Annotated in this window: 16 protein-coding genes, 1 pseudogene and 1 riboswitch; of the genes and pseudogenes, 2 read left to right on the forward strand and 15 right to left on the reverse strand. The window is 70.8% G+C overall.

Annotated features, from left to right (window positions below):
- Window positions 1-45 precede the first annotated feature (45 nt).
- From ACH4DZ_RS35895 to ACH4DZ_RS35910, 4 genes are all read right to left on the reverse strand, one after another.
- The gene (locus ACH4DZ_RS35895) at window positions 46-765 is read right to left on the reverse strand and encodes a DUF6250 domain-containing protein (protein ID WP_398292412.1); all 720 of its coding nucleotides are present in this window, start codon (window positions 763-765) and stop codon (window positions 46-48) included.
- A 197-nt stretch (window positions 766-962) separates the two neighbouring features.
- A complete protein-coding gene (locus ACH4DZ_RS35900) occupies window positions 963-1,628 on the reverse strand; it encodes an O-methyltransferase (protein WP_398292415.1) in 666 nt (221 codons plus the stop codon).
- Between the two features lie 145 nt (window positions 1,629-1,773).
- Entirely contained in the window at window positions 1,774-2,667 is an 894-nt protein-coding gene (locus ACH4DZ_RS35905; protein WP_398292417.1) for an SDR family oxidoreductase, read from the reverse strand.
- 161 nt (window positions 2,668-2,828) lie between these two features.
- Window positions 2,829-3,119, reverse strand: coding sequence for a hypothetical protein (locus ACH4DZ_RS35910; protein ID WP_398292419.1), 291 nt, complete (start codon window positions 3,117-3,119; stop codon window positions 2,829-2,831).
- A 165-nt stretch (window positions 3,120-3,284) separates the two neighbouring features.
- Here ACH4DZ_RS35910 and ACH4DZ_RS35915 point away from each other — a divergent pair, with 165 nt between their 5' ends.
- Entirely contained in the window at window positions 3,285-3,863 is a 579-nt protein-coding gene (locus ACH4DZ_RS35915; RefSeq protein WP_398292421.1) for a TetR/AcrR family transcriptional regulator, read from the forward strand.
- A 186-nt stretch (window positions 3,864-4,049) separates the two neighbouring features.
- Here ACH4DZ_RS35915 and ACH4DZ_RS35920 read toward each other — a convergent pair whose 3' ends face one another.
- Together ACH4DZ_RS35920 and ACH4DZ_RS35925 are read right to left on the reverse strand one after the other, a co-directional pair.
- Complete coding sequence (locus ACH4DZ_RS35920; protein ID WP_398292423.1) at window positions 4,050-5,000, reverse strand: peptidoglycan DD-metalloendopeptidase family protein; 951 nt, start codon at window positions 4,998-5,000, stop codon at window positions 4,050-4,052.
- Between the two features lie 4 nt (window positions 5,001-5,004).
- Window positions 5,005-5,180: riboswitch (cyclic di-AMP (ydaO/yuaA leader) on the reverse strand.
- A 284-nt stretch (window positions 5,181-5,464) separates the two neighbouring features.
- Window positions 5,465-7,582, reverse strand: a complete 2,118-nt coding sequence (locus ACH4DZ_RS35925; protein ID WP_398292790.1) for an alpha-galactosidase — start codon at window positions 7,580-7,582, stop codon at window positions 5,465-5,467.
- 168 nt (window positions 7,583-7,750) lie between these two features.
- Between ACH4DZ_RS35925 and ACH4DZ_RS35930 the strand changes: the two genes are divergently transcribed.
- Window positions 7,751-8,548 carry a tyrosine-protein phosphatase gene (locus tag ACH4DZ_RS35930; RefSeq protein ID WP_398292425.1) on the forward strand — a complete coding sequence of 266 codons (798 nt, stop codon included), beginning with the start codon at window positions 7,751-7,753 and terminating at the stop codon, window positions 8,546-8,548.
- 17 nt (window positions 8,549-8,565) lie between these two features.
- On the opposite strand, the gene ACH4DZ_RS35935 is transcribed toward ACH4DZ_RS35930, so the two are convergent.
- The 9 genes and pseudogenes from ACH4DZ_RS35935 to ACH4DZ_RS35975 all read right to left on the reverse strand — a co-directional run bounded on the left by ACH4DZ_RS35935 (window position 8,566) and on the right by ACH4DZ_RS35975 (window position 19,501).
- Entirely contained in the window at window positions 8,566-8,691 is a 126-nt protein-coding gene (locus tag ACH4DZ_RS35935) for a DUF6126 family protein (RefSeq protein ID WP_149511185.1), read from the reverse strand.
- Window positions 8,688-9,368, reverse strand: a complete 681-nt coding sequence (locus ACH4DZ_RS35940) for a helix-turn-helix domain-containing protein (RefSeq protein WP_398292427.1) — start codon at window positions 9,366-9,368, stop codon at window positions 8,688-8,690. The genes ACH4DZ_RS35935 and ACH4DZ_RS35940 overlap by 4 nt, the downstream gene beginning before the upstream one ends.
- A gap of 231 nt (window positions 9,369-9,599) precedes the next feature.
- Window positions 9,600-10,997 carry an aspartate aminotransferase family protein gene (locus tag ACH4DZ_RS35945; protein WP_398292429.1) on the reverse strand — a complete coding sequence of 466 codons (1,398 nt, stop codon included), beginning with the start codon at window positions 10,995-10,997 and terminating at the stop codon, window positions 9,600-9,602.
- 521 nt (window positions 10,998-11,518) lie between these two features.
- Window positions 11,519-13,405, reverse strand: a pseudogene (dxs, locus tag ACH4DZ_RS35950) (1-deoxy-D-xylulose-5-phosphate synthase); the annotation flags it as partial.
- 29 nt (window positions 13,406-13,434) lie between these two features.
- Window positions 13,435-14,616 (reverse strand): flavodoxin-dependent (E)-4-hydroxy-3-methylbut-2-enyl-diphosphate synthase, encoded by a 1,182-nt coding sequence (gene ispG / locus ACH4DZ_RS35955; RefSeq protein WP_398292431.1) that lies wholly within the window; start codon window positions 14,614-14,616, stop codon window positions 13,435-13,437.
- 4 nt (window positions 14,617-14,620) lie between these two features.
- A complete protein-coding gene (gene hpnH, locus ACH4DZ_RS35960) occupies window positions 14,621-15,643 on the reverse strand; it encodes an adenosyl-hopene transferase HpnH (RefSeq protein ID WP_398292433.1) in 1,023 nt (340 codons plus the stop codon).
- 5 nt (window positions 15,644-15,648) lie between these two features.
- Window positions 15,649-16,293 carry a 1-hydroxy-2-methyl-2-butenyl 4-diphosphate reductase gene (locus ACH4DZ_RS35965; protein ID WP_398292435.1) on the reverse strand — a complete coding sequence of 215 codons (645 nt, stop codon included), beginning with the start codon at window positions 16,291-16,293 and terminating at the stop codon, window positions 15,649-15,651.
- Window positions 16,293-18,323, reverse strand: coding sequence for a squalene--hopene cyclase (gene shc / locus ACH4DZ_RS35970; RefSeq protein WP_398292438.1), 2,031 nt, complete (start codon window positions 18,321-18,323; stop codon window positions 16,293-16,295). Before shc ends, ACH4DZ_RS35965 begins: the two co-directional genes overlap by 1 nt.
- A gap of 110 nt (window positions 18,324-18,433) precedes the next feature.
- Window positions 18,434-19,501, reverse strand: coding sequence for a polyprenyl synthetase family protein (locus ACH4DZ_RS35975; protein WP_398292792.1), 1,068 nt, complete (start codon window positions 19,499-19,501; stop codon window positions 18,434-18,436).
- Window positions 19,502-19,510 lie beyond the last annotated feature (9 nt).

The raw sequence follows: 19,510 nt of genomic DNA on the forward strand, positions 1-19,510 counted from the left end.
AAGCCACTCGTCAAGTGTTGGTCAATCCCGGAATAAGGGGCGCGTTCAGTGGCGTTGGCGCAGCTCCCGGACCTGGAAGTCCCGAATCGCGAAGTGGCTCCAGGTGGTCCGGAAGGCGAAGTGCCCACGCGTGTACGGCTCCGGGTCGACGTAGTCGAAGACGAGCCGTCCGTTGTTCCACCACCGGACCGTGGACCCGTCCGAGACGATCCGGACCTTGTGGGGGCGGTTGGCCGTGAGCAGGGGTTCGGTGTAGTCGAAGATGAGCGGCCGTACGCCCGCCTCACCGACGTAGCGGCGCAGCCTGGTCGTGGTGTTGGAGTTGGCCCCGTAACCGACGTAGTACGTCCTGAGGTGGTCGTACTCGGCGAGCGCGCCGCCGCGGGGCGTGGCGAAGAGGTCGTCCGGTGAACGTGCGTCGGTGGCGTTCCAGAAGTTGTTGAGGTCGGAGACGCGGTCGTTGGCGCCGCCCGCGGAGACCGGTGTGGCGGTGTACTCGATGACGTACGGCCCCCGGAGCGCACGCCGGAACCAGACCGTCGCGCCGCTGGGCACGTCGATGTCCAGGACGCCCCGGGAGGCGGTGACGCTGCCGCCGTCCTGCAGCTCGGTGACCCACTGGCCGAGCCCGTGGCGGAAGTCGTCGCGGGCGATGACCCGGCCCCGGCGGTGGCGGTCCGCGGCGCTCGCCCGCTGTCCGGGCACGAGCGCGGCGAGACCGGCACCCGCGGCCAGCGCGCCGAACGCTCTGCGTGTGGTCGTCATGCGGGGTTCCTCCGGGGTTCGGGGATGTCGGGGACGGCTTGATCCGCCAGCAGAAAGCGCTTGTGGAGATCACTGATCACTGTGCCGTCCCCGACGCCCCCTGTCGATGCTCCGGATGTTGCAACCCCGTGTCGTACGTACCCGGCGGCAACCGGAGCCGTCCGGGGAGAGCCCGGTCGGAACGGCGGCCGATCCGGTCAGAGGCGGCAGCTGATTTCGAGACCGTCCCCGACGGGGAAGGTGACGCTGTGGTAGCCGTTCACGGTGTCGCGGACATGGTCGAGGTAGGGGCCGAGGTCGGGAAGGTCCACGTCGTCGGCGACGACGAGCGTGCCGGGGGCGATGTGTGGCTCAAGGAGCCGCAGGACGGGCAGGCAGAGGTCCTTCCAGCCGTCCAGGAACAGGAAGTCGACCGGCTGGCGCAGCGCGGCGAGCGTCCGCAGGGCGTCCCCCTCCAGCACGGTGATCACGTCGTCGAGGCCGGTGGCGGCGAAGGTGCCGCGGGCTGATGCCGCCTTGGTCCGACTCATCTCGGTGGTGACGACCCGGCCTGCGCCGTTGTCGCGAACGGCGGCGGCCAGGTGCAGGGTGGAAATGCCGTACGAGGTACCGAACTCGACGACGGTGGTCGGCTTCGTGGCACGGACGAGGCTGTAGAGGAGCCCGCCGCCGTCGACGGAGACCGGCATGTAGATCTCCTGCGCCGCGTCGGCGAGTTCCTGCGCTGTCCGCGACCCCTGGTCGTAAGGCCGATCGCTCGTCGGACGTGACGCGGTCTCGTCGTCACGTGCGGCGGCTTCGAACATGCGGGTCAGGGCGGCGGAGACACGTGGTTCCGCGAGGGTGTACGGAGGTGTGGGCATGGCGTCGGCTCCTTCGGGCGGTGCTGGTTCAACAGGTCGGGTGGGGTGGGTGCGGGGCGGGGCGGGTGAGGGAAGCGTGGGAGGGCGGACCGTCCTCCCACGCTGCACCGGGTCCGCTCCTCGGGCCGTGCGGACGCCCGCGCCGTCAGGCCGTGTACGCGCCCGCGTCGATGTCCGCGAGCAGGGACGGCCCCGTGGGCTCCCAGGACAGAAGCCGCCTGCTCGCGGCGCTGGACGCGGTCATGGTGGAGGCGAAGAAGCTGCCGACGAACCCGAAATGGGCTCCGGAGTCCCGCGGGGCGACGGAGCCGACCGGCAGGCCGAGGCTGCCGCCGATCGCCTCGGCGATCGCCTTGGTGGTGACGGCCTCCTCGGCGACGGCGTGCAGCCGCGTCCCCGCGGGCGCCCGCTCCATGCCCAGGCGGATGAGGCGGGCGGCGTCGTCGCGGTGCACGGCCGACCAGGCGGCGGAGCCGTCACCGACGTAACCGGAGACTCCCTTCTCGCGGGCGGCCGCGGTGAGGAAGTTGACGAACCCCCAGTCGCCGTGGCCGTGGACGCTCGGCGCGAACCGCGTGATCACGGTCCGCACGCCCTGGGCCACGTAGTCCAGGGCGAGGTTCTCGCTGCCGCCCCGGTTGGAGTCCGGGCCGATGGCCGGAGAGACGTCGTCCTCGGTGGCGGGCCGCCCTTCGACGAGGCCGGAGAGAGGCGCGGCGACCACGAACGCGCGGTCGGTCCCGGCGAGGGCGTCACCGAGGGCCCGGACCGCGGCGCGCTCGGAGCGGTCCGACTCGGCGGGGTTGGCCCAGTCGTGCTTGTTGGCCATGTGGATGACCGCGTCCGCCCGGGCGGCCCCTCGCCGCAGCGAGCCGAGATCGTCCAGGTCGCCGCGGACGACGCCGACGCCCCTGGCCGCGAGGGCCTGCTCGGCCCGGTCGGAGCGGGCCAGGCCGATGACCTGGTGGCCCGCGGAGATGAGTTCGTCGACCACGGCGGAGCCGATCCAGCCGGTCGCTCCAGTGACAAACGCACGCATGAACGTGACCTCCTTCGCCCTGAAAAGGGCAGGTGGAAAGAACAGGTGAAGGGTGGAGACGGGTGTGGGGTGGGTGGGACCGGCCCGAGCACGGCGTCGACGCCGCGTCAGGTGGCCTGTGGTGCACCGCGCCGCGTCAGGTGGCCTGTACTGCCCCGCTGTTACCGCGGGACGGGTGGCACGGTGGTGGCGGCCCGGTGGGTGCGGCGGCTGCCGGCCACGACGAGGGCGCCGGCCAGGAGCACGACGAGAGCCACGACGCGCAGGGGCGCCGCTCGGGGGCGGTGGCGTGCAGGAGGATGCCAGCGCTGGGCAGGACGCGGGTGGCGCCGAGGCCCGCAACGGCGCGCCGGCATGACCGGCACGTTCGGGGCCGTGGCCGTCGCGACGGTGCCGAACCCGAATACGCCGAGCCCGGCCATGAGGACGCTCCCTTCCAGTGTGGAGGTCACCGCTCTCGATCCCTTCCGTGATTGCGGTACACGAAGCACGGCCGGACACCGCCCGGGAGCCCCCTACCAGGACAGGACGAGGGAAGGCCGACCACCCATTTCCGAGTCACCGTGCACCGTAAAGGTAACACATCCGAGACACGGTGCCTCGTATAAAGTGGCGGCATGGTGGATGGAAGCGGCCGGGGACGGCCCCGCAGTGAAAGCGCACGGGCCGCCGTGCTGCACGCCGTCGACGACCTTCTGATGGAAGTGGGGTACGCGGCCCTCACCATGAAGGGCATCGCCGAGCGGGCGGGTGTGGGCCGGCAGACCGTGTACCGCTGGTGGTCGAACAAGGCGGAGGTCCTCTACGAGGCCAGCGCCATCGACGCCCGGCAGGAACTCTCCGTGTCCCGCAGCGGCGATCCCCGCAAGGACCTCAAGGCGTATCTCGACGCCCTCGTGGCCTTCTTGGCCCACTCCCACGCGGGCGCGGCCTACCGCGCCCTCATGGGGGAGGCCCAGCACGACGCGGAGGTCGCCGCGCTGCTCACCTCCCGCGACATCCTCGGGGAGAGCGCCGCGCAGGTCGTGGAGGCGGTGCGGAAGCCGAGCGACACCACCCTCTCGCTCGAACAGGCGACCGCGCTCCTGATCGGCCCGCCCTTCTTCCACATCCTGACCGGGCGCAGCGCGGACGACCTCGACACCGAACAGCTCACGGAGCAGTTCGTGCGTGCCCTGAACCATCCGGGGGCCTGAGACGCCCCCGCCTCGCACCCGCCCGACCCGGCACCGCGCTCAGAATCTGTCCGGCCCGGGACATGCCGAAGGCCGGACCCCGGGGATCACAGGGTCCGGCCTTCGGAGACGAGCCGGGCGGTACTGCCCGCCGCCGCGGGCACCGCGCCGGCGTCGGCCGAGCGCGTCGATCAGCGTCGTTCAGCGTCAGACGGAGACGCCCTTGGCGCGCAGGTAGGCCAGCGGGTCCACGTCCGAGCCGTAGTCCGGGGTGGTGCGGATCTCGAAGTGCAGGTGCGGGCCGGTGACGTTGCCCGTGGCACCCGAGAGGCCGACCTGCTGTCCGCCGGTCACGGTCTGACCGGCCGAGACGGAGAGGGAGGACAGGTGGGCGTACTGGGCGTAGTGGCCGTCGGCGAGCTGGATGACGACCTGGTTGCCGTACGCGCCGCCCCATCCGGCGGAGACGACCGTGCCCGCGCCGACGGACTTGAGCGCGGTACCGGTGGGAACCACGAAGTCGACACCGGTGTGGTACCCGCTGGACCACATGCTGCCGGACATCTTGTACGAGGTGCCGATGGACGCCCCCGAGACCGGCAGCGTGAAGCCTGTGGCCGTCGAGGTGTCCGCGGCCTTGGACGCCGTGGTCGTCTTCTTGGCCGCGGACTTGTCGGCGGACTTGCCGGACGACTTGGAGGCGGTGGAGTCGGAGCCGGAAACTGCCGCCTTGCCGCCGATGGCGAGCTTCAGGCCCGGGTGGATGAGGGACGGGTCGCCGCCGATGGACGTGCGGTTGTCCGAGTACAGCTTCTTCCAGCCGCCGCTGACGTCCTGCGTGTCAGCGATCTTCGACAGGGAGTCGCCCGAACGCACGGCGTACGTCCTGGTCGCGGTCTTCTTCGCTTCGGTCTTCGCCTCGGCCTTCGCGCTGGCCTGCTTCTCGGCGGTCGGAGCGGCAGCGGCGGACTCGCTCGCGACGTTCGCGGCACTCGCGGCGCTCGCCACGGAGTCGGCGGCGGTCTGCGGAGTCGCGGCGTGCGCTCCGGTGGCGCCGAGCAGCGGGAGGGCGAGAGCCGCTCCCCCGGTTCCGGCCACGGCTATGGAACGGGAGAAACGCTGGGTCTTGGGACGGCGGTGCTTACCCTTCGCGGGCATGACGAATTCCTCTCCGGCGCCTGCGAGGTGAGCTGTCGGGTGCGAGCTGGAGATGCCCGGCCGTGCTTTCGCGCGACTTAACCCCAAGCCGTTCCGGAGACCGGAACAGGCGTACTACCTGTGGGTCCCCCGCTCCTGCCACATACGGGTGAGTGTGCGGATTCCGGGCGGCGGCAGGATTGGGCGTCCGTCCGGATTGGAGGTGAACGTAAGCGACATGAAGAGGCGGGAACAAGCTTGAGGGTTTCCTGTGTGCCCCGTTTTCTTGATCCTCGACCGACATACCGGTCACCCTGTGTGAACCCGGCCCGTCCCCCGATCCTTAAAGCCCTGCAAACAAAGCGGACTTACGTGATCATGGCGACAGCGGAACGTCACGGATATGACGCTGCTCACCCCGGACCGCCCCAGGAGCCTTCACTTCGACGCGAGTTGGAAGGAAGGCTCCATTACGGACACATCCGTCACATGCGACGCAGCCGGATAACTGCCGCATCGAAGTCCCCGCGCAACCCCGTCCGCAGTCCGTGGTGCAACAGCACCGCACCCCGGTGGACTTCGCCCGTTTCGAGGCATTCGTACGATGCCGACGGGTCGAGGCCCCGCAGCCTCACCGGCGCGGCCGGTTCTCCGTAATGCTGGGCCTGGAGCCAGGCGAGGACGACGACCTCGCCGTCACGGACGTACTGGACGGCGCTCAGTCCGCCCTCCGGCGCCCGCAGCCGATGAAGTTCGCCGCCCTGCACGACGGGCCTGATCTCCTTGTAGAGTTCCACCCAGGTCCGCGCCTCGGCCAGCTCCTCCTCGGTCCAGCGGGTGAGGTCGCCGCCGACGCCGAGCACCCCGGCCATCGCGCTCACGAACCGGAAGCGCAGCGAGCTGAAACGTCCGTTGAGCTGCGCGTTCGGGCTGTCGGTGACCCAGGCGGCCATGGCCCGCGCGGGGTGCACCTGGCTGAAGCCGTGCTGGATGGCGAGCCGGTCCAGCGGGTCCGTGTTGTCCGAGGTCCACACCTGGTCCGTACGCGCCATGATCCCGAGGTCGATCCGGCCGCCGCCGCCCGAGCAGGACTCGAAGGCGACCCCCGGGTGGGCCGCCCGCAGCCGGTCCAACAGCGCGTACAGGGCGTGCACATGGTCCACCCACAGCCGCTGCGGATACGCCTCGCCGGGCCACCCCGCATCCGTGAAGCAGCGGTTGAAGTCCCACTTCACGTAGTCGATCGGCGCACTGGAGAGGAGCGCGTCGAGCTGTTCCCACAGGTATTCCTGGACGTCCTCGCGGGCGAGGTTCAGCACGAGCTGATTGCGTAGTTCCGTCCGCTTTCGTCCCGGCTGGAACTGCACCCAGTCCGGGTGCGCGCGGTACAACTCGCTGTCCGGGTTGACCATCTCGGGCTCGACCCAGATGCCGAACTGCATCCCGAGCCCGTGCACGTAGTCGCTCAGTGGCTTCAGTCCGCCGGGGAAGCGGTCCCGGTTGACCGTCCAGTCGCCGAGACCGGCCCGGTCGCTGGTGCGTGCCCCGAACCAGCCGTCGTCGACCACGAACAGCTCGACACCGGCATCGGCGGCCCTGCGGGCGAGGGCCCGCTGCTGCTCCTCGGAGATGTCGAACTCCGTGGCCTCCCAGGAGTTGTAGAGCACGGGCCGGTCCTGATCCGCGTCCGGAATCACGTACGCGCGCTGGTACGCGTGCCAGGCGCGGCTCGCCCCGCCGAAGCCGCCGTCGCTCCACAGCCCCGCGAAGACGGGAGTGACAAAGGTCTCCCCCGGCTCCAGCCGCAGCAGGCCCGAGTCGTCGTATCCGGCCCCGCCGGTGATTTGCACGCGCGCGTCGGGCAGTTGGGCCACCGCGATCCGCCAGGTCCCCGACCAGGCGAGGGCGCAGCCGTAGACCTCGCCCAGCTCCTCGGTGGCCGTGCCGTCCGCGTCCAGGGCGACCCACGGCAGGTGCTGGTGCCCGGTGTGTCCGCGCCGGCTGCCGATGATCTTCTCGCCGTAGGTGAGCTCGGAGCGTACGAGCCGGGACTCGGCCGCCCAGCGTCCGTGCAGCTGGGACAGCCGCCAGCCGTCTCGCCGCGGCAGCGTCCAGGTCGCGGAGTCGGCGCGCAGCACCTCCAGGGCGGGCCCTTCGTTGGTGAGGGTCACCCATCGCTCGACGACGTCGGTGCCCGCCCGCATCCGGTAGTGCAGGGTGATGCCGAGCCCGGAGTCGGAGAACCGCAGCCGCAGCTCGCCACCGGCGGCCCCCTCAGCCACCTCGGCCGCCTCCCCGCCGACGGTCTCGTACCCCTCGAAGCGCCATTCGGTGCCGCGCCGGTCCGGTGTGCGCACGGACAGCGCGGGCCGTACGAAGCGGGGGCCGCCCTCGACCGGGTACTCCTCATGGCCGTCGAGGGTGGCCTCGAACGCCCAGTACTCGGGGCCCGGGCCCGCGGCGAGCGCCTCGGCGTCGGCGAGCGCGATCCTGGGGCCCCAGTGCAGATGAAGCAGCTCGTCCTCGTCACCGAGCCGCAGGCCGTAGCTGCTCGTGGGCCCCGAAAGAAGCCACGTACGGCCGTCTGCGCCGATCTCTACCATCAAGCCCTCACATATTCGAACAGGCACGCTCAAGCACCAACATCATCAGGTCCGACCTGCCCTTCGGGCAACGCCTGTGGACAACTCATTGGCCCACGAACCGATGTCGTATCGTCGGATACGCACCTCGCCGACGAGCCGCGTCGGTGGCCGAGGGGAGGAGCCCCCGTGCAGCAGCAGGTCCCGTCGACCGAGCCCGAGCTGACCGGCGTACGCAACTTCCGTGATGTGGGCGGCCTGCCGACGGTGGACGGCCGGCGGGTGGCGTACGGACGGCTGTTCCGCAGCGGCCACCTCGCGCACGCGACGCCCTCGGACGCCGCGTTCCTCGCCTCGCTGGGCCTGCACACGATCTTCGACTTCCGCAATGCGGCCGACCAGCGGCTGGAGGGCGCCGACGTCGAGCTGCCCGGGGTGCGCAATGTGAACCTGCCGCTGACGGACCCCGCCGACGGCGCCGAGTTCTGGAAGATGGTCCGCGACGGGAACCTGGACGAGCTGCGGGAGCTGCTCTCGGACGGCCGGGCGGCGAACCGCATGATCGCGTCCTACCGCACGATCATCAAGGAGCGCACGGCCGAGCACCGCCAGGTGCTGCACGCGCTGGCCGAGGACAGTGTCCCGGCCCTGATGCACTGCGCGGCCGGCAAGGACCGGGCGGGTCTCTCCGTCGCCGTGACGCTGCTCGCCGTGGGCGTCGAGCGCGAGGCCATCGTGGCGGACTACCTGGAGTCGAACGCGGCGCACCGCCGCTACAAGGTGCACCGCAGCAGCTCCGCCTCCTCGGCGTACACCCCCGAGGTGATGGAGCTGCTCAGCCCGCTCTTCGACGCACGCGCCGAGTACCTGGCGGCGGCGTTCGACACGATCGAGGAGACCTGGGGCGGGGTCGACGCGTACCTGGAGCAGGCACTCGGCGTGACTCCCGCGATACGGGAGCGGCTGCGGCAGCGGTTCCTCGACTGACCCGGCCGCCCGGGCCCCTACTGGTTCTGGGCTCCCAGTGTGAACAGCAGGTAGATGAAGGCGGCGAAGACGTGCCCGACCGCCACATAGATGATGAGCCGAACCCACAGCGCGCGCGGGAACTTCTCCTCCAAGTCCTTCATGAGTCTTCTCCTGGAATCGTCGTCGGGGCCGTGGGAGTGGAAGGGTTCGTGACGGTCGCCGCCGGCCCGAGGCACAGCGCGGCCGTCGGACTCTGCAGCAGGGTGTGTACGAAGAGGAGTTCGGCCCCGTCCCGGTCGGCGGCGGCGATCCGGTGCGGGGTCAGCGAGTCGAAGTGGGCGCTGTCACCGGGTTCGAGGACGTGTGCGGTGTCCCCGAGCCGCAGCCGCAGCCGCCCCTGGAGGACGTACAGCCACTCCTCGCCGGGGTGGACCCGCACGATGTCGCCCTGCGCCCCGTAGGGGACGTGCACGCGCAGGGACTGCATACCGCGTCCGGCGGCGCCGGCCTGCCAGTACGTCCAGCCGCCTGCCCGGGTCGGCTCCATGTCGGCGGAGCGCACGACGGCTTCCCGCTCGGTGGCCGTCTCACCTAGCAGGTCGGAGACGGTGGTGCCGTAGATACGGGCCAGGGCCAGCAGCATCGGCAGCGAGGGCTGGCGCCGGCCGGTCTCCAGCCGGGAGAGATGGGCGGGCGAGAGTCCGGCGGCGCCGGCCGCGGACTCCAGGGTGAGGGCTGCGCGGTGGCGCAGGGCGCGTAGCTGGGGGGCGACGGCGGGCAGCCGTTCCTCTGCCGTGGGGTGCGGCTCGGAGGGGTGCGTACCCTTGTCAGGGCTCATGTGTCCATTGAGCCGCACGCTTGCCTCGGAGGCAAATAACTTACCCCAGAGGCAAAAGGCGCGGGCCCCCGGTGGCTGGCCGCGCAGTTCCCCGCGCCCCCTCGTAGGGGCGCGGGGAACGGCGCAATCTTTTAGGGGCGCGGGGAACTGCGCAGTCTTTTGTCTGTGAGGGGCGCGGGGAACTGCGCGAACGACCCCCACCGGCCCGCAGGACCCGACCACCGGCACGGCCTACCGGTTGGCAACCGCCTGTTTGACCAGTGTCTTTCCGAAGTCCCACATCAGCCCACCCCCACTGTGCGCGTCATCCATCACGGCAGTGAACGCGTCCACGAACCGGTCCACATCCCGCTCCCCGATCACCAGCGGCGGAATCAGCTTGATCACCTCCAGGTGGTCGCCGGAGACCTGGGTGAGGATCCGGTGCCGCTGCAGCAGCGGTACGACGACCATCTGCGCGAACAACCCCTTGCGCGCGGCCTGCAGCATCGCCCAGCGGCTGCGCAGTTTCAGCGAGGTGGGCCGGCCGAACTCGATGCCGATCATCAGCCCGCGCCCGCGTACGTCGCTCAGCAGCTCGTACCGGTCGACGAGCGCCGTGAGCCGGGACTTCAACCGCTCCCCCGTGGCGCGGGCGTTCGCCACGATCTGCTCGTTCTCCATGACCGACAGCACGGCGAGGCCGGCCGCCATGGCCTGTGCGTTGGATCCGAAGCTCGCGGAGTGCACGAGGACCCGGTCCATGGACGAGTAGACCTTCTTGAAGATCCAGTCCTTGCCGAGGGTGGCGCTCACTGGCACGTAACCGCCCGACAGCGCCTTCGCCACACAGACCAGGTCCGGTTCGACCCCGTCCTCGTGCTGGTAGGCGTAGAAGTCCCCGGTGCGGCCGAGCCCGGTCTGCACCTCGTCCGCGATGAGCAGCGCCCTGTGCTTGTGCAGCAGCTCCTGGGCGTCGCGCAGATAGCCCGGCGGCGACTCGTGCACGCCCTTGCCCTGGATCGGTTCGACGATCAGCGCGGCGACGTCGCCCTTCTTCAGCTCCGCCGCCAGGGCGTCGAGGTCGCCGAGCGGGACGGCCGTGTCGGGCAGCAGCGGGGCGAAGCCGTCCCGGAAGCCGTCCTCGCCGTTGACGGACAGGGACCCGGTGGTCAGACCGTGGAAGGCGTGCGCGCAGTACAGGACGCGCGGTTTGCCGGTGGCGTACCGGGCGAACTTCAGCGCGGTCTCGACGGCCTCCGTTCCGCTGTTGCCGAAGAACACCCGGTCCAGGTGCGGGCTGTGCGCCAGCAGCTTCTCCGCCAGCAGTCCGGGCAGGGGCTGGCAGTCGAAGCGGGTGAGGTCGGCGAGCTGGGCGTCGAGGACGTCGTGCAGCGCCTTGCGGACGACGGGGTGATGGCGGCCGAGGCCCATCACCCCGAACCCGGCGAGCATGTCGAGGTAGTCGTTGTCGTCCGCGTCCCAGAAGTGGGCACCCTCGGCCCGTTCGTAGACCTTGTCGAAGCCGATGGTGCGCAGCATGCGCGGCAGCTGGTGGTTCAGATACTTGGCGTGCAGTTCGTAGCGCTCGGCTCCGCGCCCGGCGAGGAGACTGCCGAGATCGAACTCCTGGGACTTGCTGGTGGTCATTCCGGCTTCTCCTTGGACACGCGCGTCTTTGCGGCCGGCTTGCCGGCGGCACCCTGTTTCCCGGTCCCCCGCTTCCCCTCGGCCTCGCCCTCCCCGACGGCCTCGCCCTTCCCGTCGGCCCGCCGCCCGGCAGCGCCCCGCTTGCCGTCCGGCGCCTTCCGGGCACGTGCCGCGGGCCCCCGCCGCTCGGGAGCCTTCGCCGTGCCCGCGGGTCCGGCCTCCGCGACGGTCCGGGGGGCGTCCCCGCCGAGGTCGGCCTCCCGCGCTCCGACGGCGCGCCGACCGTCGCTCGGTGCCTTCCGCGCCTTCCGCGCGCGTTTCGCCGCGGCCGGCCCGTCGGAGGTCTGCGCCACGTCCGTGCCGGCGGCGCGCCGACCGGACCGGCCGACAGCGGGACCGGTACCCGCAGAGGCGTCCCCGTGGACGTCCGGAACGGCCGCCTCGCGCCCGGCCTGCCCGACGGCGTCCCGATCGTCGACCTTCGGGTCATCGGCCTCCCGATCGTCGGCCTCCCGATCGTCGGCCTCCCGGCCGACAGCGTCCCGCACCGCCAGGCTCGCGCTGATCCGGCCCGCGATCTCCACGGGGGTCAGCCCGATGTCGGCCAGTACCTCTCCCCGCTTGGCGTGCGCGAGGAACTGTTCGGGGATGCCGAACCGCCGTACCGGCACGTCGACTTCTGCGTCCCCGAGGGCGAGCGCGACCGCCGCGCCCACCCCGGCGGCCCGGCTGTTGTCCTCGACGACCGCGACCAGCCGGTGCTCGGCGGCGAGGCCGGGCAGCGCGGGATCGACGGGCTTGACCCAGCGCGGGTCCACCACGGTGCAGCCGATGCCCCGGGCCTCCAGAAGCTCGGCCGCGTGGAGGCACACCGGTGCCATCACGCCGACGGCGACGAGCAGCACGTCGGTCCGCTCCCCGCGGTGCAGCACGTCCACCCCGCCCACCCGGTCGACCGCCGGGATCTCGGGTCCCACCGACTCCTTCGGGAAGCGGATCAGCGTGGGGGCGTCGTCGACGGCGACGGCCTCGCGCAGTTGGGCCCGCAGCTGGTCGGCGTCGCGCGGCGCGGCGATCCTGAGTCCGGGCACGACCTGGAGGATGGACATGTCCCACATGCCGTTGTGGGAGGCGCCGTCAACGCCGGTGATCCCGGCGCGGTCCAGCACGAAGGTCACTCCGCAGCGGTGCAGCGCGACATCCATGAGGAGCTGGTCGAAGGCCCGGTTGAGGAAGGTCGCGTACACGGCGACGACCGGGTGCAGCCCGCCGGTCGCGAGGCCGGCCGCGGACACCGTGGCGTGCTGCTCGGCGATGCCGACGTCCCACACCCGGTCGGGGAACCTCTCGGCGAACTTCGCGAGGCCCACCGGGTGCAGCATGGCCGCCGTGATCGCCACGACGTCCTCGCGCTCCTCGCCGACGCGCACGATCTCGTCGCCGAACACCGACGTCCAGGAGGGGCCGTTGGAGGGGGCCAGCGGCTCGCAGGTGAGCGGGTCCATCACACCGACCGTGTGGAAACGGTCCTCCTCGTGCGCGAGCGCGGGCTCGTATCCGCGTCCCTTCTCCGTCAGACAGTGGATGAGTACGGGCCCGTGGAAGCGTTTCGCGCGCCGCAGTGCCGACTCGACCGCGCCCGTGTCGTGCCCGTCGATCGGCCCGACGTACTTCAGCCCCAGGTCCTCGAACATGCCCTGCGGGGCGAACGCGTCCTTGAAGCCCTTCTTCGCGCCGTGCAGCGACTCGTAGAGCGTGCCGCCGACGAGCGGGGTGCGCAGCAGGACGTCCTTGCCCCAGGCCAGTACCTTCTCGTAGCTGTCGGTGGTGCGCAGGGTCGCCAGGTGGTTGGCGAGTCCGCCGATGGTCGGCGCGTACGAGCGTTCGTTGTCGTTGACGACGATGATCAGCGGGCGGTCCTTGGCGGCGGCGATGTTGTTCAGCGCCTCCCAGGCCATGCCGCCGGTGAGCGCGCCGTCACCGATGACCGCGACGACGTGCCCCTTCCCGCCCTGCACCTGCCGGGCCTTGGCGAGCCCGTCGGCCCAGCCCAGCGCGGTGGACGCGTGGCTGTTCTCGATGATGTCGTGCTCGGACTCCTCGCGGGACGGGTAGCCGGAGAGGCCGCCCTTGCTCCGCAGCTTGGAGAAGTCCTGACGCCCGGTCAGCAGTTTGTGTACGTAGCTCTGGTGGCCGGTGTCCCACAGGATGCGGTCGGTCGGTGACTCGAAGACCCGGTGGAGCGCGATGGACAGTTCCACCACTCCCAGATTGGGTCCCAGATGCCCCCCGGTCCTGGCGACCGCGTGCACCAGGAACTCCCTGATCTCCTCGGCCACTTGGCCTATCTCGGTCTCGGACAGCGCCTTCAGGTCGCGTGGTCCCCGGATGGTCTCCAGAATCGTCACGCTCGGCCCCCTCTCGGTCCGTGCTGCGGCTAACGCGCGGTGCCGGTGGGTTGCCCCGGCACCGTGACCTCCGGCTCGCCCGATGCGACGCCGTCCGCCTCCATCTGCTCCGCGATCTTCATCGCCTCGTCGATGAGGGTCTCCACGATCTTCGACTCGGGGACGGTCCTGATGACCTCGCCCCTGACGAAGATCTGTCCCTTGCCGTTGCCGGAGGCGACCCCCAGGTCCGCCTCCCGCGCTTCTCCCGGCCCGTTGACGACGCAGCCCATGACTGCGACGCGCAGGGGCACTTCCATGCCCTCCAGGCCGGCCGTGACCTCGTCGGCGAGCTTGTAGACGTCGACCTGGGCCCGTCCGCAGGACGGGCAGGACACGATCTCAAGGCGCCGCTGCCGGAGCCCCAGCGATTCCAGGATCTGGATGCCGACCTTGCACTCCTCGGCGGGCGGGGCGCTCAGTGACACCCGGATGGTGTCTCCGATGCCCTCGCCGAGCAGCGCCCCGAAGGCCACCGCGGACTTGATGGTCCCCTGGAAGGCGGGCCCCGCCTCGGTCACGCCGAGGTGCAGCGGGTAGTCGCACTGCGCCGCCAGCTGCCGGTAGGCGTTGACCATCACGACCGGGTCGTTGTGCTTGACCGAGATCTTGATGTCCCTCAAGCCGTGCTCCTCGAAGAGCGACGCCTCCCACAGCGCCGACTCGACGAGCGCCTCCGGTGTCGCCTTCCCGTATTTCTGAAGGAGGCGCCGGTCCAGCGAGCCGGCGTTGACGCCGATGCGGATCGGCGTGCCGTGGTCCTTCGCGGCCCGCGCGATCTCCTTCACCTTGTCGTCGAACTGCTTGATGTTGCCGGGGTTGACCCGTACCGCCGCGCAGCCCGCCTCGATCGCGGCGAACACGTACTTCGGCTGGAAGTGGATGTCCGCGATCACCGGGATCTGCGACTTGCGCGCGATGGTGGCCAGCGCGTCCGCGTCGTCCTGCGTGGGGCAGGCGACGCGGACGATCTGGCAGCCGGACGCGGTGAGTTCGGCGATCTGCTGCAGGGTGGCGCCGATGTCCGACGTACGCGTGGTCGTCATCGACTGCACCGACACGGGCGCCCCGCCCCCGACCGCCACCGGTCCGACCTGGATCCGCCGTGAGACACGGCGCTCCGCGATCGGCCGGACCGGCACCTCGGGGAGGCCCAAGGAGATGGCGGTCATCACGTCACCCGCGGTTTCCCGAGACGGTCTCGCGCGCGGCCCGCAGGGACTCCTTGAGGGAGCCCATGGTGGCCATGACCGCCGTCGGCTCGTAGCCGCAGTGCGCCATGCAGTTGGCGCACCGCGGGTCCTTGCCGCGGCCGTAGGCGTCCCAGTCGGTCTTCTCGATCAGGTCCTTGTACGTCGTGACGTACCCGTCGCTCATCAGGTAGCAGGGCTTCTGCCAGCCGAACAGCGAGTAGTTGGGGATCGCCCACGCCGTGCAGGGGAAGTCGACCTTGCCCTCCAGGAAGTCCAGGAAGAGCGGGGAGTGGTTGAGCCGCCAGCGGAGCCGGTTGCCGCCGGCGAATGCCTTCTTGAACAGTTCGCGGGTCTGCTCCACGCCCAGGAAGTGCTCCTGGTCGGGCGCCTTCTCGTAGGCGTAGGCGGGCGAGATCATCATCTCGTCCACCTTCAGGTCGTCATTGAGGAAGTTGAGCACCTCGATGATCGTCTGTGGGGTGTCGGTGTTGAAGAAGGTCGAGTTGGTGGTCACCCGGAAGCCGCGCCGCTTGGCCTCCTTGATGGCCGCGACCGCCTCGTCGAACACCCCCTCCTTGGCGACGGACTCGTCGTGCCGCTCGCGCAGACCGTCGATGTGCACGGCGAACGCGAAGTACGGCGAGGGCGTGAACTTGTCCATCTTCTTGCGCAGCAGCATGGCGTTGGTGCACAGGAAAATGTACTTCTTCTTGGCCACCAACTGCCGGACGATCTCGTCGATATGAGGGTGCATCAGGGGTTCGCCGCCGGCGATGGACACCATCGGCGCACCCGATTCGAGCACCGCCCCGACGGCCTGCGCCACCGGCATGCGCTGCTTGAGCACCCCGGCCGGGTGCTGGATCTTGCCGCAGCCCTCGCACGCGAGATTGCAGGCGTAGAGCGGTTCCAGTTCGACGATCAACGGGAACTTGTCCCGCTTACGGAGTTTCTGTTCCATGAGATACGTCGCGACCTTGATGGTCTGGCGAAGCGGCATGGCCATCTGGCTCACCTCCAGGGGAGCAGCGAAGAACGGTGCCATTCATAGAAAACAGGAAGAACAGCACGAAGAACACGGAAGGCTGATATTCCACCGCGTACCGTGCCGATCCGGACGAGTTCATGTTCTGGAGCGTCCACGACCACCCGTACGGCGGCAACCGGGCGCTCGCCCGCGCGGACCGCGCTGCGGAGCGTCGCCGCCGACTCCATGTCGACCGCGATCGCCCCGGTCGCGAACAGATGCGACCGTTCGGGACCGCGGACCACGTGATCGGAACCGGCGAGCGGCCCCGTGTGGACGGCGCGCCCGGGCACGGCGCGCCGCAGTTCCCCGACGAGCAGGCCGGTGCCCACGCAGGGCGTGCTGCCGCGCGCATCCCGGGTCTCCTCGGCGACGATCAGGTCCCCGGGATGCATACCGGGGGCCAGCCCGGCACAGAAGCCCGTGGCCAGGACGGCCGCCCCGCGCATCGCGGGACCGGCCAGCACCTTGCCGACCGCCCGCTCGGCTGCCGCGGGACCCATGCCCGTACGCAGCACGGTGACCGGTCCGTGGGCGCCGCCCCGGTCGCCGCCCGTGCGCAGGGCGAACCGCTCGATGCCCAGCGCACAGGCGATCAGCAGCGGGGCGGCGCCCGATGTCGCGCTCATCAGCTCGCCCTGCCGAAGGCGCTCTGGGAGCCGCTCTGCAGGTCGGCGAACGGTTCGCCGTTGACGTACCGGCCGAGTGCGGTGAGAGGGAACACCTGCCGGTAGAGGTGGTAGTTGATGGAGAAGTCCCACGGGAATCCGGTGCCGGTGAAGTACGGCTCGTCCCAGGAGCCGTCCGCCAGCTGGGTCCCCGCGAGCCAGGCGATGCCGCGCTCGACGGCCTTGGACTCCCGCTCCCCGGCCGCGAGCAGCGCCAGCAGCGCCCACGCGGTCTGGGAGGCGGTCGATTCGCCGCGCCCGCTCCACTCGGCGACGTCGTGGTAGGAGCGCAGGTCCTCGCCCCAGCCCCCGTCGTCGTTCTGCACGGTCTCCAGCCAGGCCACGGCCCGCCGGATCGCGGGATGCGAGCCGGGCAGTCCGGTGGCGACCAGCGCGGGCACCACCGACCCGGTCCCGTATACGTAGTTGACGCCCCAGCGGCCGAACCAGGAGCCGTTGGCCTCCTGTTCGGCGAGCAGCCACTCGACGCCCCGGCGGGTGCGCGGGTCCTGGGCCAGGCCCTCGACCGCGAGCATCTCCACGACGTGCGCGGTGACGTCGGCGGACGGCGGGTCGATGACCTCGCCGAAGTCGCAGAACGGCAGCCGGTTGGGGAAGGGACTGGTGTTGTCGACGTCGAAGGCGCCCCACGCGCCGTTCTTCGACTGCATGCCGAGGTTCCAGCGCACCCCCCGTCCGATGGCCTTCTCCACGCGCTCCGGGTCGTGGTGCCGCACGCGGCGCAGCGCGAGGACCACTTCGGCGGTGTCGTCGATGTCGGGGTAGTTGTCGTTGTGGAACTCGAACGCCCAGCCGCCGGGCGGGAGTCCGGGCCGTTTGACCGCCCAGTCGCCGGGGCGGACGATCTCCTCTCCGAGCATCCAGTCGGCCGCCCGCACCAGCTGCGGGTGGTCGGCGGGCACGCCCGCGTCGGCGAGCGCGATGGTCGCCAGACAGGTGTCCCACACCGGTGACTGGCAGGCCTCGATCATCCGGGCGCCGTCCTCGCGCCACACGGCGAAGCGGTCCAGGGAGGCCAGTCCCTCGCGCATCACGGGGTGTTCGAGGTCGTAGCCGAGCAGGTACAGGGAGATGACCGAGTAGACGGCGGGCGGCTGGATGCCGCCCCAGCACCCGTCGTTCTCCTGGCGCTCGATGATCCAGCGGGCCGCGGTGTTCATCGCGGCCCGGCGGAGCCTGCGCGGCGCGACCTTGCGGTAGGCGTGCAGGGCCCGGTCCAGCCGCTGGAACGCCCCGTCCCAACTCGCCACCGGCGCCAGGGGTTTGACCGGGTTGGGGTTACCGGGGTCGGTGTGCAGCTCGTCCAGCGTGAAGGGCGCCGGGCGGACCGGGCGCTTCGCGGAGACGACGGTGAGCGGCACGATGGTCTGCCGGGCCCAGCAACCGAAGTCGTAGATGTTGAGCGGCATCCACTTCGGGAACCAGATGAGTTCCGGGGGCAGTTCGGGAAGGTCGTCCCACTTCCACCAGCCGAACAGGGCGAGCCAGATCCGGGTGAAGACCCGGGCCGCGGCGATACCGCCCCGCTCCCGGATCCACGCGGAGGCCCGCGCCATGTGCGGATCGTCCGGCGCGTCACCGGCCAGCCGCAGGGCCACGTACGCCTCGACGGTGGTGGAGAGTTCGCCCGGTCCGCCGTAGAAGGAGGCCCAGGTGCCGTCCTCGCGCTGCTCGCCGCGGATGAACAGCGCGGCAGCCTGTGTGGTCTTCTCGTCGTCGATGCCCAGGAACTGACGGAGCAGCAGGTCTTCGGCGTCCATGGTGACGTTGGTCTCCAGGTCGCCCTTCCACCAGCCCTCGGCGTCCTGCGTGGTCAGCAGGAAGTCGGTGGCACGCTGTATCGCGTGCGTGGCGGTCTCTCGGATATCGGCTGTCCCGGCCGCCGCGGGAGTCGATTCCGTCCGGATGTCGCTGGCCGAGGCTGCGCGGGGCGGGAGGGCCCCGGTGCTTCCGTCGGTCGTCGCTGTCATGGCTTCCCCTTCGTGCAGTGGCATGGCTCTGCTGGGTCCGCCGTCGGCCGGTGCTCGTTCGTCCGCAGCACCGGCCGGCGACTACGCGAGGGCTATTCGACCGATAGTGATCATCTCTTTCGTACGACGACGAAGTCGGCGAGCTCCACGAACTGTGCCCGCACCCGGTCCGGCATGTCGATCGTGTCGAGGGCGTCGATGGCGACGGTGTGCTGGCGGCGCGCCTCCTGGGCGGTCCACTCGCGGCCGCCCGCCTCCTCGATGAGCGCGGCGCGCACGGCGAACTCCTCCTCGGAGAAGTTCTCGAAGTCGCTGCTCCTGGCGTCCGCGGCGAGCAGTTCGCCCAGGCGCTCCGAGGCCGGGCCGCCGGCCGCGAGCGCGGCCACGACGGGCAGGGACTTCTTGCGCTGGCGCAGGTCGCTCCAGGTCTGCTTGCCGGTGGCCACCGGGTCGCCCCAGATGCCGAGCAGGTCGTCGACGGCCTGGAAGGCGAGGCCGAGGTGGTAGCCGTACTTCTCCAGCGTGTCGGCCGTGCGGTCGTCAGCGCCGCCGAGGACCGCGCCGATGGAGCAGGCGCAGGCGAGCAGGGCGCCCGTCTTGTTGCCCTCCATCTCCAGGCACTCCTCGACGCTGACGCGGTCGCGGTGCTCGTAGGAGATGTCCTGGGCCTGGCCGTCGATCAGCGCGCGGGTGGCGGTGGTCAGCCGGCGCGTGGCGCGGCCCGCCTCGACCGTGCCCAGTTCCAGGAGCAGTTCGTTGGCCAGCGCGAACAGGGCGTCGCCGACGAGGATCGCCTGGGCGGGGCCGTGCACCTTCCAGACGGTGTCACGGTGGCGGCGCTGCTCGTCGCCGTCCATCAGGTCGTCGTGCAGGAGGGAGAAGTTGTGCACCAGTTCGACGGCGACCGCGCCCGGCACGCCCACCTCGGGGGCGGCGCCCGCGGCCTCCGCGGACAGCACGGCGAGTGCGGGGCGCACGGCCTTGCCGCCGTCGCCCTCGGCGGGGTTGCCCTCGGCGTCGATCCAGCCGAAGTGGTAGGCGGCGACGGTGTCCATGGGAGGTGCGAGGCGGTCGATGGCCGCCCGCAGTACAGGTGAGGCCAGGGTCCGGCCGCGCTCCAGGAGCGCGGTCACGTCCACCGCGTCGGCAGCCTTCGATGCCGGGGGCACAGTGGGCACAGTCTCTCC

Origin of the sequence: Streptomyces sp. NPDC017991 (assembly GCF_044328075.1) — a bacterium.
Classification (GTDB): domain Bacteria; phylum Actinomycetota; class Actinomycetes; order Streptomycetales; family Streptomycetaceae; genus Streptomyces.